At 53.9% G+C, this 16,500-nt stretch carries 19 protein-coding genes; 10 read left to right on the top strand and 9 right to left on the bottom strand.

What is annotated here, in order from left to right; genetic code table 11:
* Positions 1–58: 58 nt before the first annotated feature.
* The 4 genes from GJ746_RS18155 to GJ746_RS18140 all read left to right on the top strand — a co-directional run bounded on the left by GJ746_RS18155 (position 59) and on the right by GJ746_RS18140 (position 2,550).
* Positions 59–484, top strand: coding sequence for a GNAT family acetyltransferase (locus tag GJ746_RS18155; protein WP_004104360.1), 426 nt, complete (start codon positions 59–61; stop codon positions 482–484).
* Complete coding sequence (locus tag GJ746_RS18150; RefSeq protein WP_154681449.1) at positions 471–920, top strand: DUF2919 domain-containing protein; 450 nt, start codon at positions 471–473, stop codon at positions 918–920. Before GJ746_RS18155 ends, GJ746_RS18150 begins: the two co-directional genes overlap by 14 nt.
* A 61-nt stretch (positions 921–981) precedes the next feature.
* Positions 982–1,557 (top strand): RpoE-regulated lipoprotein, encoded by a 576-nt coding sequence (locus tag GJ746_RS18145; protein WP_154681448.1) that lies wholly within the window; start codon positions 982–984, stop codon positions 1,555–1,557.
* 93 nt (positions 1,558–1,650) lie between these two features.
* On the top strand, positions 1,651–2,550 hold the full coding sequence (locus GJ746_RS18140) for a Dyp-type peroxidase (protein ID WP_154681447.1): 900 nt from the start codon (positions 1,651–1,653) through the stop codon (positions 2,548–2,550).
* Between the two features lie 146 nt (positions 2,551–2,696).
* Here GJ746_RS18140 and GJ746_RS18135 read toward each other — a convergent pair whose 3' ends face one another.
* Complete coding sequence (locus GJ746_RS18135) at positions 2,697–3,059, bottom strand: endonuclease domain-containing protein (protein ID WP_154681446.1); 363 nt, start codon at positions 3,057–3,059, stop codon at positions 2,697–2,699.
* A gap of 200 nt (positions 3,060–3,259) precedes the next feature.
* On the opposite strand from GJ746_RS18135, the gene cysP reads away from it, so the two are divergent.
* From cysP to cysM, 5 genes are all read left to right on the top strand, one after another.
* Positions 3,260–4,276, top strand: coding sequence for a thiosulfate/sulfate ABC transporter substrate-binding protein CysP (gene cysP / locus GJ746_RS18130; protein ID WP_154681445.1), 1,017 nt, complete (start codon positions 3,260–3,262; stop codon positions 4,274–4,276).
* Positions 4,276–5,109 (top strand): sulfate/thiosulfate ABC transporter permease CysT, encoded by an 834-nt coding sequence (cysT, locus tag GJ746_RS18125; protein WP_154681444.1) that lies wholly within the window; start codon positions 4,276–4,278, stop codon positions 5,107–5,109. The genes cysP and cysT overlap by 1 nt, the downstream gene beginning before the upstream one ends.
* Positions 5,109–5,984, top strand: a complete 876-nt coding sequence (cysW, locus tag GJ746_RS18120; RefSeq protein WP_154681443.1) for a sulfate/thiosulfate ABC transporter permease CysW — start codon at positions 5,109–5,111, stop codon at positions 5,982–5,984. Before cysT ends, cysW begins: the two co-directional genes overlap by 1 nt.
* Complete coding sequence (cysA, locus tag GJ746_RS18115) at positions 5,974–7,068, top strand: sulfate/thiosulfate ABC transporter ATP-binding protein CysA (RefSeq protein ID WP_154681442.1); 1,095 nt, start codon at positions 5,974–5,976, stop codon at positions 7,066–7,068. The genes cysW and cysA overlap by 11 nt, the downstream gene beginning before the upstream one ends.
* Before the next feature lie 136 nt (positions 7,069–7,204).
* Positions 7,205–8,116: a cysteine synthase CysM gene (gene cysM, locus GJ746_RS18110; protein ID WP_154681441.1), complete on the top strand. Its 912-nt coding sequence runs from the start codon at positions 7,205–7,207 to the stop codon at positions 8,114–8,116.
* Here the strand turns inward: cysM and GJ746_RS18105 are convergent.
* The 3 genes from GJ746_RS18105 to ptsJ form a co-directional block, all read right to left on the bottom strand.
* A complete protein-coding gene (locus GJ746_RS18105) occupies positions 8,113–8,520 on the bottom strand; it encodes a YybH family protein (RefSeq protein WP_154681440.1) in 408 nt (135 codons plus the stop codon). The genes cysM and GJ746_RS18105 overlap by 4 nt on opposite strands.
* Positions 8,521–8,541: 21 nt before the next feature.
* On the bottom strand, positions 8,542–8,916 hold the full coding sequence (locus GJ746_RS18100) for a YfeK family protein (RefSeq protein WP_154681439.1): 375 nt from the start codon (positions 8,914–8,916) through the stop codon (positions 8,542–8,544).
* A gap of 161 nt (positions 8,917–9,077) precedes the next feature.
* Positions 9,078–10,376, bottom strand: a complete 1,299-nt coding sequence (gene ptsJ / locus GJ746_RS18095; RefSeq protein WP_154681438.1) for a transcriptional regulator PtsJ — start codon at positions 10,374–10,376, stop codon at positions 9,078–9,080.
* 82 nt (positions 10,377–10,458) lie between these two features.
* Here ptsJ and pdxK point away from each other — a divergent pair, with 82 nt between their 5' ends.
* Complete coding sequence (gene pdxK / locus GJ746_RS18090) at positions 10,459–11,325, top strand: pyridoxine/pyridoxal/pyridoxamine kinase (RefSeq protein ID WP_154681437.1); 867 nt, start codon at positions 10,459–10,461, stop codon at positions 11,323–11,325.
* 245 nt (positions 11,326–11,570) lie between these two features.
* Here the strand turns inward: pdxK and crr are convergent, their stop codons facing one another.
* From crr to cysZ, 5 genes are all read right to left on the bottom strand, one after another.
* On the bottom strand, positions 11,571–12,080 hold the full coding sequence (gene crr / locus GJ746_RS18085; protein WP_000522253.1) for a PTS glucose transporter subunit IIA: 510 nt from the start codon (positions 12,078–12,080) through the stop codon (positions 11,571–11,573).
* 42 nt (positions 12,081–12,122) lie between these two features.
* Complete coding sequence (gene ptsI / locus GJ746_RS18080) at positions 12,123–13,850, bottom strand: phosphoenolpyruvate-protein phosphotransferase PtsI (protein ID WP_154681436.1); 1,728 nt, start codon at positions 13,848–13,850, stop codon at positions 12,123–12,125.
* Positions 13,851–13,894: 44 nt separating this feature from the next.
* Entirely contained in the window at positions 13,895–14,152 is a 258-nt protein-coding gene (ptsH, locus tag GJ746_RS18075; RefSeq protein ID WP_002913505.1) for a phosphocarrier protein Hpr, read from the bottom strand.
* A 381-nt stretch (positions 14,153–14,533) separates the two neighbouring features.
* Positions 14,534–15,505 (bottom strand): cysteine synthase A, encoded by a 972-nt coding sequence (gene cysK / locus GJ746_RS18070; RefSeq protein WP_154681435.1) that lies wholly within the window; start codon positions 15,503–15,505, stop codon positions 14,534–14,536.
* A gap of 159 nt (positions 15,506–15,664) precedes the next feature.
* Entirely contained in the window at positions 15,665–16,426 is a 762-nt protein-coding gene (cysZ, locus tag GJ746_RS18065; RefSeq protein WP_154681434.1) for a sulfate transporter CysZ, read from the bottom strand.
* Between the last annotated feature and the right edge of the window lie 74 nt (positions 16,427–16,500).

The raw sequence follows: 16,500 nt of genomic DNA, 5'->3' as shown, positions 1-16,500 counted from the left end.
CTATCCGGCGCAATCGCGCCATAATCACTGTTTTTAACCGTCAATGGTGGGCAATACCATGGAGATTCGCGTTTTTCGCCAGCAAGATTTCGAAGAGGTTATTACCCTATGGGAGCGCTGCGATCTCCTGCGTCCATGGAACGATCCGGAGATGGACATTGAACGTAAGTTAAACCACGATGCCAGCCTGTTTCTGGTTGCTGAGGTTAACGGCGAAGTGGTTGGCACAGTGATGGGCGGTTACGATGGTCACCGCGGGTCTGCCTATTACCTTGGCGTACACCCGGAATATCGCGGTCGTGGTATTGCTAACGCGCTGCTCAATCGGCTGGAGAAAAAGCTGATTGCCCGCGGCTGTCCGAAAATCAATATTATGATACGTGAAGACAATGACGTAGTGCAGGGGATGTATGAACGCCTGGGCTACGAGCATTCGGACGTGCTGTGCCTCGGCAAGCGCTTAATTGAAGATGAAGAATACTGAATTAATTCCTTCCGATTTCGATACCCATGGTCGCCTGCGTTTGCCGTTTCTATTCTGGTGCGTGCTGCTGCTTCAGGCGCGAACCTGGGTGTTGTTTCTGATGGCAGGCGCATCGCGCCAGCAGGGCGACGCGCTGCTGAATCTGTTTTATCCCGATCATGATAATTTTTGGCTGGGGTTGCTGCCCGGTATTCCGGCGGTGCTGGCGTTTATTATTAGCGGCCATCGGCAGCGATTTCCCCGGCTCTGGCCCGCGATGCGCTGGCTGCTGGTGCTTTCTCAGTTTTTACTGCTGGTCTGGCAGCCGCTGCTGTGGTTTAGCGGTGAATCGCCTTCGGCGGTGACCATTTCTCTGCTGGCGGCGGACCTTTACGCGCTCTGGTGGCTGCTAAGCAACCATCGACTAAAAGCCTGTTTTCGCGAAGAGCAGGTTTAACGGCACTTTTTGCCGATCGCGCACTCCAACTTGCGTTGAATTAATCAGAAAGGACTGTGTCATGAAATCGCTACGTTTACTTCTCTGCGCATTACCGCTGGTTTTAACCGGCTGCTCGACGATGAGCTCGGTTAACTGGTCGGCGGCCTATCCGTGGAACTGGTTTGGTTCCTCAACGGAGGTAACCGAGCGGGGCGTAGGCAATCTGACGGCGTCAACGCCGTTGAACCAGCAGGCTATTAGCGATGCTCTTGGCAGCAGCTACCGTCTGCGCAGCGGCATGAAAACGGCTAATGGCAATATTGTGCGCTACTTTGAAGCGTTAAAAGACGACCAGGTCGCCCTGACTATCAACGGTGAGAGCGGGACTATCAGCCGTATTGACGTGCGCGATAGCAATATTAAAGCGGCAGGCGGTGTGAAAATTGGCACCCCGTTCAGCGATATCTACAGCAAAGCGTTTGGCAACTGCCAGAAAGGCGGTCACGACAGCGGCGCGGTGGTGGAATGCAAGGCGGAGGGCAGCCAGCATATTAGCTATGCCTTTACCGGTAACTGGAGCGGCCCGGAAGAGTTGATGCCTTCCGATGATACGCTCAAAAACTGGAAGGTGAGCAAGATTATCTGGCGTCGCTAATTTGATCTGAAGTGATTCGACGTACTGAAAAAGCGAGTACAATAGCCGCTTAAAAGGCCACAGCGTTGTGGCTGTACTATTTCAGGAGGAGCGATGTCTCAGGTTCAGAGCGGCATTTTGCCGGAACATTGCCATGCGGCGATTTGGATTGAAGCGAATGTCAAAGGCGATGTTAATGCCCTGCGCGAAGCCAGCAAGGTTTTTGCCGATAAGTTAGCCACCTTTCAGGCGAAATACCCGGAAGATAAGCTGGGAGCGGTGGTCGCTTTTGGTCATGACGTCTGGCGTCAGCTGAGCGGTGGCGTTGGGGCTGAAGAGTTAAAAGACTTTCCGGTCTACGGCAAAGGCCTGGCGCCGTCGACTCAGTATGATGTGCTGATTCACATTCTGTCCGCTAAGCACGAGCTGAACTTCTCAGTCGCCCAGGCCGCGATGGCCGCCTTCGGCGCGGCTGTCGAAGTTAAAGAAGAGATCCACGGCTTCCGCTGGATTGAAGAGCGCGATCTGAGCGGCTTTGTCGATGGTACCGAAAACCCGGCAGGGGAGGAGATCCGTCGGGAAGTCGCGATTATAAACGACGGCGTGGATGCGGGCGGCAGCTACGTATTCGTTCAGCGTTGGGAGCACAACCTCAAGCAGCTTAACCGCATGAGCGTGACCGATCAGGAGATGATGATCGGTCGTACTAAAGAAGCCAACGAAGAGATTGACGGCGATGCTCGTCCGGAAACCTCTCATCTGAGCCGCGTGGATCTGACAGAAGATGGCAAGGGGCTGAAGATTGTGCGTCAGAGCCTGCCGTACGGCACCGCCAGCGGGACTCACGGTCTCTACTTTTGCGCTTACTGCGCGCGTCTGCACAACATTGAGCAGCAGTTGCTGAGCATGTTCGGCGATACTGACGGCAAGCGCGATGCGATGCTGCGTTTCACTAAACCGGTGACCGGCGGATACTACTTTGCGCCGTCCCTGGATAGACTGCAGGCGCTGTAAACTTTTCCCCTCACCCTAACCCTCTCCCCACAGGGGAGAGGGGATCGATCGGCGTTGTTGGTGAGTACAGTTTCTCCTCGGCGCGGCAGGCGGAACGATCGGCGTTGTTGGTGAGCTCGAGCGCCGACTGCCTTTCTCCCTCTCCCTTAGGGAGAGGGCCGGGGTGAGGGTATCGGCGACTCAAGCGCTTCAAGTATCCTCTCCATCACCGCCTCCTCATGATGTTCAAACTCATTATTCCAGAAACGTAAAACCTGCCATCCCTGACCCTGCGACCAACGGGTGCGACGGGCATCGTAAGCACTCCTCTCATCGTGTCGCCCGCCATCCAGCTCAATCGCCAGCCGTACTGAGCAGCAGGCAAAATCTAGAATATAGGGGCCAACGGGATGCTGGCGGCGAAACTTATAGCGAGCAAAGCGACGGTCGCGGAGTAAATACCACAGTCGACGTTCCGCGGGCGTTAAGCTACGTCTGAGCTGGCGAGCTAATATCTGTGCATTTTTCATGTCAGCACAGTGCCCGCTTACCCACCGTTTGTCATAATGACACTTCGCTTCTGGAAGCCGAATTCAGAAATGCTTTCCCATGTCCTTATTCTCTTTTCGACTTCCAAATCGCCAAACGGTATATAAAACCGTTACTCCTTTCATCGCCGTTATAAATATGATGAACAGCAGAAAATCATCAAATTTAATAAGGGTGCGCAATGGCCGTTAAATCACTGAAAAAAGGATATCTGGCGCTGGCTGCTTCTGTGCTGCTGGTTGCGCAGGCTCAGGCGACTGAACTGCTGAACAGTTCTTACGATGTTTCCCGCGAGCTGTTTGCCGCCCTTAACCCACAGTTTGAACAGCAATGGGCGAAGGATAACGGCGGCGATAAGCTGACCATTAAACAATCGCATGCCGGGTCATCAAAACAGGCGCTGGCGATTCTGCAGGGGCTTAAGGCCGACGTGGTGACCTACAACCAGGTCACTGACGTACAGATTCTGCACGATAAAGGCAAACTGATTCCCGCCGACTGGCAAAGCCGTCTGCCGAATAACAGCTCGCCGTTTTACTCCACGATGGGATTCCTGGTCCGCAAGGGCAACCCAAAAAATATTCACGACTGGAATGACTTAGTCCGTTCCGACGTAAAACTGATTTTCCCGAATCCGAAGACCTCAGGCAATGCCCGCTATACCTATCTGGCGGCGTGGGGCGCGGCGGACAAGGCTGACGGTGGCGATAACGCGAAAACCGAGCAGTTCATGACCCAGTTCCTGAAAAACGTCGAAGTGTTCGATACCGGCGGCCGCGGCGCGACCACGACCTTCGCCGAACGCGGACTTGGTGACGTGCTGATTAGCTTCGAATCGGAAGTGAATAACATTCGCAAACAGTACGAAGATCAGGGATTTGAGGTTGTTATCCCTAAAACCAACATCCTTGCTGAATTCCCGGTGGCCTGGGTGGATAAAAACGTGCAGTCCAACGGAACCGAGAAAGCGGCTAAAGCCTACCTGAACTGGCTCTACAGCCCGCAGGCGCAAACGATCATCACCGATTATTACTATCGCGTGAATAACCCGCAGGTGATGGATTCCCTGAAAGATAAATTCCCGCAGACTGAACTGTTCCGCGTGGAGGACAAGTTTGGTTCCTGGCCGGAAGTGATGAAAACCCACTTTGCCAGCGGCGGTGAGCTGGACAAACTGCTGGCGGCGGGGCGTAGGTAATGTTTGCTGTTGCATCAAAGCGGGTGTTGCCGGGCTTTACCCTGAGCCTCGGCACCAGTCTGCTGTTTGTTTGCCTGATTCTGCTGTTGCCGCTGAGCGCGCTGGTGATGCAGCTCTCTGAAATGAGCTGGGGCCAGTACTGGGAAGTGATCAGTAATCCTCAGGTAGTGGCGGCTTATAAAGTGACGCTGCTGTCGGCTTTTGTGGCGTCAATTTTTAACGGCGTATTCGGCCTGCTGATGGCGTGGATCCTGACGCGCTACCGCTTTCCGGGCCGCACGCTGCTGGATGCGCTGATGGATTTGCCGTTTGCGCTACCGACGGCGGTGGCGGGCCTGACGCTGGCCTCTCTCTTTTCCGTCAACGGCTTTTATGGCGAATGGCTGGCGAAGTTTGATATCAAAGTGACCTACACCTGGCTGGGCATTGCCGTCGCGATGGCCTTTACCAGCATTCCGTTCGTCGTTCGTACCGTGCAGCCGGTACTTGAAGAGCTGGGGCCGGAATATGAAGAGGCGGCGGAAACGCTGGGCGCCACGCGCTGGCAGAGTTTCCGCAAAGTGGTACTGCCGGAGCTTTCACCGGCGCTGCTGGCCGGAATTGCGCTGTCGTTTACCCGCAGCCTGGGGGAGTTCGGCGCGGTGATTTTTATCGCCGGTAACATCGCGTGGAAAACGGAAGTGACCTCGCTGATGATTTTTATTCGTTTGCAGGAGTTTGATTACCCTGCCGCCAGCGCCATCGCTTCGGTGATCCTCGCGGCATCGTTACTGCTGCTGTTTTCAATCAACACCCTGCAAAGTCGCTTTGGCCGACGTGTGGTAGGTCATTAATGGCGGATGTAACTGAATTGAAGCGTTATGACGCACCCCGCATTAACTGGGGAAAATGGATTCTGATCGGTATCGGGATGCTGGTTTCCGCCTTCATTCTGGTTGTGCCGATGGTCTATATCTTCGTGCATGCCTTTAGCAAAGGGCTGATGCCGGTGCTGCAGAATCTCGCCGACCCGGACATGCTGCACGCTATCTGGCTGACGGTGATGATTGCCTTAATTACCGTACCAGTAAACCTGGTGTTCGGGACGCTGCTGGCGTGGCTGGTGACGCGTTTTACCTTTCCTGGCCGTCAGCTGCTGTTAACGTTGCTGGATATTCCGTTTGCCGTTTCGCCGGTGGTGGCGGGTCTGGTCTATTTGCTGTTTTACGGTTCTAACGGCCCGCTGGGCGGCTGGCTCGATGAGCATAATCTGCAAATTATGTTTGCCTGGCCGGGCATGGTGCTGGCGACCATCTTTGTGACCTGTCCGTTTGTGGTTCGCGAGCTGGTGCCGGTGATGATGAGCCAGGGCAGTAATGAAGATGAAGCGGCGATTTTGCTCGGCGCTTCCGGCTGGCAGATGTTTCGCCGGGTGACGCTGCCGAACATACGCTGGGCGCTGCTCTACGGCGTGGTGCTGACTAACGCCCGCGCTATCGGTGAATTTGGCGCCGTGTCGGTGGTTTCAGGCTCGATCCGCGGTGAAACCTTATCGCTGCCGTTACAAATTGAACTACTGGAGCAGGATTATAATACCGTCGGTTCGTTTACCGCCGCGGCCCTGCTGACGTTAATGGCTATTCTGACCCTGTTTTTGAAGAGTGTGGTGCAATGGCGTTTGGCCAATCAGGAAAAACGCGCGCAACTGGAGGGAAATCATGAGCATTGAGATTGCCAATATTAAGAAGTCTTTTGGTCGCACCCAGGTGCTGAATGATATCTCGCTGGATATCCCTTCCGGACAGATGGTTGCGCTGCTGGGCCCGTCGGGCTCCGGCAAAACGACGCTGCTGCGTATTATTGCCGGGCTGGAGAATCAATCCAGCGGTCATATCCGCTTTCACGGTACCGACGTCAGCCGCGTACACGCGCGCGACCGTAAAGTTGGCTTCGTGTTCCAGCACTACGCGCTGTTTCGTCATATGACGGTGTTCGACAATATCGCCTTCGGTCTGACGGTACTGCCGCGTCGTGAACGGCCGAACGCTGCCGGTATTAAAGCGAAAGTAACCAAACTGCTGGAGATGGTACAGCTGGCGCATCTGGCAGACCGCTATCCGGCTCAGCTTTCCGGTGGGCAGAAGCAGCGCGTGGCGTTAGCGCGCGCGCTGGCGGTTGAGCCGCAAATTTTGCTGCTGGATGAACCCTTTGGTGCGCTGGACGCTCAGGTGCGTAAAGAACTGAGACGCTGGCTGCGTCAGCTACATGAAGAGCTGAAGTTTACCAGCGTATTTGTGACCCACGATCAGGAAGAAGCAACAGAAGTCGCGGATCGCGTGGTGGTCATGAGCCAGGGGAATATCGAACAGGCCGATGCGCCCGATCGGGTATGGCGTGAGCCAGCTACCCGTTTTGTGCTGGAGTTTATGGGTGAGGTTAACCGTCTTAAAGGCACCATTCGCGGCGGACAGTTCCACGTTGGCGCGCATCGCTGGCCGTTAGGCTATACCCCTGCATACCAGGGGTCAGTCGATCTGTTCCTGCGCCCGTGGGAAGTGGATATCAGCCGCCGTACCAGCCTTGATTCGCCGCTGCCGGTACAGGTGCTGGAAGCGAGTCCGAAGGGGCACTACACCCAATTAGTCGTGCAGCCGCTCGGGTGGTATGACGAACCGCTAACCGTGGTACATCAGGGGGAAGAGGCGCCATATCGCGGGGAACGCCTGTTTGTCGGCCTGCAGAACGCGCGTCTGTATAATGGCACCGAGCGTATTGAACCGCGCGAGGAGCTTGCTCTGGCGGAGTCGGCCTGATAGCTTAATCCGTAAGGTTATCGCTGTTTTCGTAACGGCAGGATTTGGTCTCCTGGATAAGACGCGATGCGTCGCCACCCGAGGGACGTTTGCAGGCCGGGTAAACTCTCCCCGGCCTTTTTATTGGGCAAAAAACGTGAATACATTAGAACAAACGATTGGCAATACGCCTCTGGTCAAGCTTCAGCGCATGGGGCCGGATAACGGCAGTGAGATTTGGGTCAAACTAGAAGGCAATAATCCGGCAGGTTCCGTGAAGGATCGCGCTGCGCTGTCGATGATTGTCGAAGCCGAAAAGCGCGGAGAGATTAAGCCGGGCGATGTGCTGATTGAAGCCACCAGCGGCAATACCGGTATTGCGCTGGCGATGATCGCCGCGCTTAAAGGCTATCAGATGAAGCTGCTGATGCCGGACAATATGAGCCAGGAGCGTCGTGCCGCCATGCGCGCCTACGGCGCCGAGCTGATTCTGGTGACCAAAGAGCAGGGAATGGAAGGCGCACGCGATCTGGCGCTGGCAATGGCCCAGCGCGGTGAAGGCAAGCTGCTGGATCAGTTCAACAACCCGGATAATCCTTTCGCGCATTACGCTACCACCGGGCCGGAAATCTGGCGGCAGACCGGTGGACGGATTACGCACTTTGTCTCCAGCATGGGGACTACCGGCACTATTACCGGCGTTTCTCGCTTTCTGCGCGAGCAGGATAAAGCGGTCAGTATCGTCGGCCTGCAGCCGGAAGAGGGCAGCAGTATTCCCGGAATTCGCCGTTGGCCTGCTGAATATATGCCGGGGATTTTTAACGCACAGCTGGTGGACGCGGTGCTGGATATCCATCAGCTGGATGCGGAGAATACTATGCGCGCGCTGGCGGTGAAGGAGGGGATTTTCTGCGGCGTCAGTTCAGGCGGCGCGGTGGCGGGCGCGTTACGAATTGCCCGTGATAATCCCGGAGCGGTAGTGGTGGCGATCGTCTGCGACCGCGGCGATCGCTACCTTTCTACCGGCGTGTTTGGCGAAGAGAATTTTGCCCAGGGCGCGGGGATTTAAACCTCGGGAGCGTCGAGCAGATCGGTACCGTAAGAGTTATCAACGGTACATAGCCAACGCTCGCCCTGCTGACGAAAGACATAGGTTGCGCGCCGCGTGATCTGAGTTGTCCCGGCTTCCGCAGTCGGGATGTCCATCCGGGTCTCCATGATCACCAGCGCATTGCCGCCGCCTTCAATAATCTCCATTTTACCCTGCGTCACCACCAGCCGATGCTGGAAATAGTCGGCAATGGCGATAAACGCCCGGCGAATATTTTCTTTCCCTTTGACCACCATGCCCGGTTTGACAACCAGCGCGGCGTCTTCCGCATAATATTCCAGCAGGGTATCGTAATCCTCCTGCGAAATAGCGCGATCGCAGGCCTCAATGGCGGCTTTTAGCTGTAGGTTGGGGTTGTGCATTTCCGGCGCCCTTTTAGTGAACTATTTTTCCTCTGCCGCGAGCGTTTTGTCCGTCTCAGCGAGCAGCGCGTGCAGATAAGGCTTTGCGTTTTCATCGTTTTTTCCCGGGATTTTAACGATATAAGGTTTTCCGGTAATAGATGATGATGAGGCGACTTTATCAATAAACTGCTCAGCAGTATTGATACGGTTACGAGTATTGCCTAATTTCAAACGCAGGTGCGATACCGCTTCCTCACAGGTATGGGCATCGCCATTACGCACGAAAGTCAGCTCTTTTTGTTGCGCCAGGGCATCCAGCATGGCGTTAATACGCGCTTCTTGCCAGGCGTTAAGTTTCGCTGCGGCGGGGAGCGCGAGGAACAATGCGATAACCGCGCAAAGAATTTTTTGCATTTTGAATCCCTTCGATAGTGACAATTACGTCAGATTCTACTCTGTTCGCGGTAGCTTAGTTCAATTTTCAGAAAAAGAATGCTGTACGCTTATTTTATCGAGCAACGTACGGCGTTTCTGGTTCATAAGAAGTCGGCGTCTTCCGCTAGCGTTAAATTCCATTATTGTTGTTGTAATATCTGACGTAAGTCATTGGCAAGCTTATTAATTTCATTATCACTGAGCGTCGCAATCGACAGCCGTAGCCCGTGCGCCGGGGCGTTAATTCCGAACGTTTCGCCTTCGCGAACCAGCCAGCCGGCACGGGCAAGGCGAAGCGCTATCCGCTGGCTCGGCTCTGCCAGCGGGAACCAAAAATTAAGGCCATCTCCCGGCGTAAGATGGGCTATTCCGCACCTGGCGAGCCCGCTAATCAGCTTTTCATGCTGCTGACGATAGTGGCGCCGACTCTCGTCCAGGGAAGCCATAAAAGCATCATCGTTAAGGCAGGCAAACACCAGATCCTGCAGCAGATGGCTGACCCATTGGCTACCGGAGTTAAGCCTGAGGCGCAGCGCCGCCGACGTCTCTGAATCGCTGGCGACGATGGCCAGGCGCATGTCCGGCCCAAGGGTTTTCGACAGCGAGCGCACCAGCGCCCAGCGCTGGTTTTCTGCGGCAATAGGGGAGTACCAGGGCGTGGAGGAGAGCAGCGCAAAATGGTCATCAACAATCACCAGAACCTGCGGATAGCGGGCCAGAATTTCGCGTATTGCCCGGGCACGAGACTGGCTGAGGCTACAGCCGGTTGGATTATGCGCTCGCGGGGTAATAATGACCGCCCGCGCGCCGTTGCGCAGCGCCTCCTCGAGGGCCGCAGGCTGCATGCCTTCACCATCGACCGGCACCGGTGAGGGCTTAAAACCGGCATAGCGCAGCATATTGATACTACTGAGAAAACAGGGATCTTCGATTGCTACGCTATCCCCGGGCAACAGTAGAGCGCACAGCAGGCGCTCCAGTGCGTCAACTGCGCCGCTGGCAAGATTAATCTCGGCCTTTCTAGCCAAATCTTTGCCGATCCAGGAACTGGCCCAGACGGCCAGACGCGGTTCTACCGCCGCATCGCCGTACAGGCGAGGGGCTAAAGACACCGCCTGAATGTAGTTCTTGAGGTTCGCCAGTCGGCGAGGATCGGGATTGCCGCTGGAAATATCCTTCAGCGTAGAAGAAGGATCGCCCCCTTCAAGCGCGGGAAGCGTATTATGCGTTTTAATCGCGGTACCATTGCGCCCCTGGCTGATGGCCAGACCGGAGGTCACCAGTCGCTTATAGGCGGCAGCGACGGTATTACGGTTAACCGACAATTTGCCAGCCAGCTCGCGTACCGGCGGCAAAACATCGCCAGCTTTTAGTACGCCGCTTTCTACCAGGTAGCGAATGTTATCGAAGATTTCACTGGCAGTTTTTCCAACGATCATTATTGACCTATGACAAAATGAATTTTAGCATAGGACAAATAATAATCAGAGTCTGAGTCGCTGTCCAGCGGGAGGAGAAAGGATGGATCAGCAGGATGAAATACAATCGGTGCTCTTTAACGATAAAAGCCGGGCGCTGCAGGTTGATATTGTGGCCGTACAATCGCAGGTGGTTTACGGCAGCGTAGGAAACAGCATAGCGGTACCGGCGATCAAGCAGCACGGACTGCGGGTCATGGCGGTGCCGACGGTGCTGTTCAGCAATACTCCGCACTATGATACTTTCTACGGCGGCGTAATTCCCGAAGAGTGGTTTGCCGGTTATTTAAAAGCGCTGGAGGAGCGCGATGCGCTACGTGAACTGCGGGCGGTGACTACCGGTTATATGGGCAGCGCGGTGCAGATCAAACGTCTGGCGCAATGGCTGCTGCGCATTCGCCAGCAGCATCCTGGACTATGTATTCTCGTCGATCCGGTCATTGGCGACGTGGATAGCGGTATCTACGTAAAGGCCGAAATACCTGACGCTTATCGTACCCATTTGCTTCCGCTGGCGCAGGGGATCACGCCGAATCTCTTTGAGCTTGAGACGTTGAGCGGCTTGCCTTGTCGTAATCAGCAGGAGGCGATTACGGCTGCCCGCAGCCTGCTCTCCGATTCACTGAAATGGGTCGTTATTACCAGCGCGCCGGGAGCGGATAATGCGACTATCAACGTGCTGGTGGTTAGCGCAGAGTCGGTTGAGGTGGTGGAACATCCGCGCGTTGAGACTGACCTAAAGGGAACGGGCGACCTCTTTTGCGCTGAGCTGGTGAGCGGCCTGGTTTGCGGATTGTCGCTGGGCGAAGCCGCTCATGCCGCCGCGCAGCGGGTGCTGGCGGTAATGACCTGGACCAAACGCCACGGCTGCGATGAGCTTATTCTTCCGCCTCCGGGAGAGCGCGTATAAAGAGCTATCGATTAGTGGAGCTTCGGCAGGAGAGAGCCGTCGGGCAGTACGAAACTACGGTCGCCAGGCGCGGTAAGGTATCTGCGACGTTGTGGCGCATCGGGGTAATTGACCAGCGTTTGATAGCGAGACGCGAATACTGGAAAGTCGCTCCGAAGGAGTGAAAATACCCGCGTTATCGACCGTTAAAAACGGTGAGATAAAAAAATGGCGCCCTGAGAGGCGCCATTTTTCTGCGGCAAGAATTACTTCTTGATGCGGATAACCGGAGTTTCACCCACGGTCACGCTACCGGACAGTTTGATCAGCTCTTTGATCTCGTCCATGTTGGAGATAACAACCGGAGTCAGGGTAGACTTGGCTTTCTCTTCCAGCAGAGGCAGATCGAATTCGATAACCGGGTCGCCGACTTTCACACGCTGGCCTTCTTCAGCGATACGTTTGAAGCCTTCGCCTTTCAATTCAACGGTATCAATACCGAAGTGAACGAACAGCTCGATGCCGCTATCAGATTCGATTGAAAACGCATGGTTGGTTTCAAAAATTTTACCGATGGTACCATCTACCGGCGCAACCATTTTGTTGCCAGTAGGTTTGATAGCAATGCCATCACCCACAATTTTTTCCGCAAAAACTACATCCGGCACGTCTTCGATGTTGACGATCTCGCCAGAGAGCGGGGCAACAATCTCAATAGTTCCGGTGTCTTTTTTGTCATCAGAAACCAGAGATTTCAATTTATCGAACAAACCCATGATCTTCTCCTAAGCAGTAATTTGGGCCGCGCATCTCGTGAATTAGCAGATTGTTTTTTCTTCAATGAACTTGTTAACCAGCGTCATTAACTCGTCCGTTGTCGGTTGAGCAAGAGCCTGCTCTGCTAATACTTTCGCATCTTCGAAGTTCGTGTTACGAATAATCTTCTTAATGCGCGGGATGGAAATGGCGCTCATAGAGAACTCGTCCAGACCCATACCCAGCAACAGAAGTGTAGCACGTTCATCGCCCGCAAGCTCACCGCACATGCCTGTCCATTTGCCTTCAGCATGAGAAGCATCAATAACTTGCTTAATCAGCGTCAGCACGGACGGAGACATTGGCTGGTAAAGATGTGAAATCATATCATTACCACGGTCAACTGCCAGAGTATACTGCGTTAAATCATTGGTACCGATACTAAAGAAATCAACTTCTTTGGCTAAGTGACGAGCAATTGTCGCAGCGGCAGGGGTTTCCACCATGACGCCAATCTCGATTGCTTCGTCAAATGCTTTACCTTCGTCGCGCAGTTCCTGCTTGTAGATTTCAATCTCTTTTTTCAGTGCACGCACTTCTTCAACAGAGATGATCATCGGGAACATGATGCGCAGTTTACCGAAAGCGGAAGCGCGCAGAATAGCGCGTACCTGGTCGCGCAGAATTTCTTTGCGATCCATTGCGATACGCACGGCACGCCAGCCGAGGAACGGGTTTTCTTCTTTCGGGAAGTTCATGTACGGCAGCTCTTTGTCGCCGCCGATATCCATGGTGCGAACGATAACGGCCTGCGAGCCGCACGCTTCGGCAACCGCTTTATAAGCTGCGAACTGCTCTTCTTCAGTTGGCAGGGAGTCGCGGTCCATGAACAGGAATTCAGTACGATATAAACCTACGCCTTCTGCGCCGTTACGCTCGGCACCTTCAACGTCGCGTACGGTACCGATATTGGCACATACTTCAACCTGATGGCCGTCCAGCGTAATTGCCGGCAGGTCTTTCAGCTTAGCGAGTTCCGCTTTCTCTTCAGCGACCTGTGCCTGCAGGTTGCGCAGTTCTTCGATTTGTTTATCGCTCGGGTTAACCAGAACCTGGTTATTCACCGCGTCGAGAATCAGATAATCGCCGTTTTTCACCTGGGTGGTCACGCTACCGGTGCCCACGATGGCCGGCAGTTCAAGGGAACGCGCCATAATCGAGGTGTGGGAAGTACGGCCGCCCGCGTCGGTGATGAAACCCAGCACCTTGTTCAGGTTCAGCTGTGCGGTTTCAGACGGGGTGAGGTCAGCTGCAACCAGGATAACTTCATCCTGAATCGCGCTCAGATCGATGATGGCCAGGCCGAGGATGTTGCGCAGCAGGCGCTTACCGATGTCGCGTACGTCAGCCGCACGCTCTTTCAGGTATTCGTCATCCAGTTCTTCCAGGGCAGTAGCCTGACCTTCGATAACTTCATTGGCTGCCGCATCGGCAGTCATATGCTTATCTTTAATCAGGGCTATGATTTCCTGCTCAAGCTCCTCATCTTCCAGCAGCATGATGTGCCCTTCGAAGATGGCTTCTTTTTCTTCACCGAAAGTTTCACCAGCTTTGGTTTTGATGACCTCCAGCTGGGCGGAGGCCTTGGTGCGGCCGTTCAGAAAACGTTCAACTTCCTGATCAACCTTATCGGCAGAAATTTTCTTCCGGTCGATGACAATTTCATCTTCTTTCAGCAGAAGAGCCTTGCCGAAAGCGATACCCGGGGATGCTAAAATGCCTGAAATCATAACCCTACCTTACTTGTGACTGATATTAAAAAGAACCCGTGAACTTACTCGAGTTCAGCCATCAGTTTAACCAGATGCTCAACTGCTTTTTGCTCATCTTCGCCTTCGGCAGAGAGAGTCACAACGGTGCCCTGGGTCAGGCCCAGAGTCTGCAGTTTGAACAGGCTTTTGGCGCTGGCGCTTTTGCCGTTGGAGGTTACAGTGATCTCAGAAGTGAAGCCTTTTGCTTCTTTAACAAACTGAGCAGCAGGGCGGGTGTGCAGACCGTTCGGAGCGGTAATAGTAACTTCTTGCTGGAACATTATATTTCCCCAACTTATAGGTTTAGTGTTGTGGACCTAAAGTTTAGCCTAACGGCCAAACTTTAGCCTGTATCGTTAGCGCCGGCATCACGTGTCGGGCTCCGGCCCCAGCAGCAACGAATCGCAGTGGAAACCTTCAGGCCGTTAACGTCTACCACGTCATTAAACATTATGCCGCTAAAGGAAGACTTGAACCAAATCATAAAATCGATTCAGCTTATGGAAATCCTTACCGGAATAATTTCGCGCATCGAAATAAATGTGCTGGTTAAATACCAGACCCAACGAAGTGAATCAATGCCAGGAGGGGTAAAAGTTTGATGTGCGCCACAAAAAAGCACCTGAAAAGGTGCTTTTTTACACGATATTAACAAGCTGGCATTACTGTTGCAGTTCTTTCTCTGTGAACAGATCCGCGAACAGTGCAGTGCTTAAATAGCGCTCACCTGAAGAAGGTAGGATAACTACAATATTCTTATTGGTAAAGGATTCATCTTCCTGCAGCTTCAGCGCGGCGGCAACGGCAGCGCCGGATGAGATCCCAGCCAGAATGCCTTCCTCTTCCATCAGACGGCGCGCGGTGGAAATCGCTTCTTCGTTAGTGATGGTCACTACTTTATCAACCAGTTTTAAATCCAGGTTGCCGGGAATGAAGCCGGCGCCAATACCCTGAATTTTGTGCGGGCCTGGCTTGAGTTCTTCTCCCGCAATCGCCTGAGAGATGACCGGGGAATCGGTAGGCTCTACCGCAACGGTAATCAGATCTTTTTTACCTTTGGTGCCTTTGATATAGCGGCTCACGCCGGTCAGAGTACCGCCGGTACCGACGCCAGAAATGAATACGTCGACCTGACCATCGGTATCTTCCCAGATTTCCGGGCCGGTGGTTTTTTCATGAATTTCCGGGTTAGCCGGGTTGCTGAACTGCTGCAGCAGAAGGAATTTTTCCGGGTTGCTGGCGACAATTTCTTCGGCCTTCTGGATGGCGCCCTTCATGCCTTTCGCGCCTTCGGTCAGGACCAGATTAGCGCCAAGGGCTTTAAGCAGCTTGCGGCGTTCAATGCTCATGGTTTCCGGCATCGTCAGCGTCAGTTTATAACCGCGAGCTGCAGCAACGTAGGCCAGAGCAATACCGGTATTACCGCTGGTGGGTTCTACCAGTTCAACGCCAGGTTTTAGCACGCCGCGTTTTTCGGCATCCCAAATCATATTGGCACCGATACGGCATTTTACGCTAAAGCTCGGGTTACGAGATTCTACCTTTGCCAGAATGCGCCCGTTACCGATGCGGTTCAGTCGTACCAGCGGCGTGTGGCCGATAGTCAGGGAGTTGTCTTCAAAAATCTTACTCATGGCCTGTCCTTAACTGTATGAAATTTGGGAGTACGGCTCCAGCATACCCGCTTAAAGAATATGCGGAAGTAAGGATTTAGCATATCTATATTCGGAAGAGAAATAATGGCAATCCAGAAGTAATAAGGAGCGGCATAAGCCGCTCCGGAAGAGAAAGCGTTATTTCCACATCGCATGCTTGTCGCGGTAACAATCAACCCACATTGCCGTCGCGCCGCAAATAGCTACCGGCAGAATAACCAGATTCAGAACCGGGATCATGGTAAACAGGCTGGTCAGGGCGCCAAACTGCATATTGATCGCTTTGCGGGTACGTAGCGCCTGACGCATCGTTTTAAACGGCACTTTATGGTTATCGAAAGGGTAGTCGCAGTACTGAATTGCCAGCGTCCAGGCGCTGAACAGGAACCACAGTACGGGGGCAACGGTCTGGCCAACGCCGGGAATGAAGTAGAGGAGCAACAGCACGATGGCTCGCGGAAGATACCAGGCGAACTTTTGCCACTCCCGCTTCATGATGCGCGGCACATCTTTCACGATGCCGAAAACCCCCACGTCTGGAGGCGTTGCGCCCGTCAGGCGCGCTTCAAGCTGCTCGGCCAGCAGGCCGCTAAAAGGCGCGGCAATCCAGTTGGCAATAGTCGAGAAAAAGTAGCCGAAGACCAGCAGAATAGAAATGACCACGATGGGCCATAGCAAATAGTTAAGCCATTGCAACCATTCGGGAACGTGGCTCATCAAAGAGGGAATCCAGCTGCCGAGGCGAGTGAACAGCCACCAGAAGGCGCCACCCATCAGCACAATGTTGACGAGTAAAGGAAGGAAGACGTATCGACGGATCCCCGGCAGCCCGATCAGCTTCCAACCCTGCGAAAAATAGTAGACGCCACTGCGCGGGGTCGTTACGGATGATGAAACCATAGTCAGGTAATGCTCCTTTTGTGACATCCAGACTGAATGCCGGGCTATTTTATCGGGTTAGCAAACAATAACCA

Origin of the sequence: Klebsiella oxytoca (genome assembly GCF_009707385.1) — a bacterium.
GTDB lineage: Bacteria > Pseudomonadota > Gammaproteobacteria > Enterobacterales > Enterobacteriaceae > Klebsiella > Klebsiella oxytoca_C.
The sequence above is the reverse complement of the archived record's forward strand: the minus strand, read 5'-3'. Positions and strand labels throughout refer to the sequence as shown.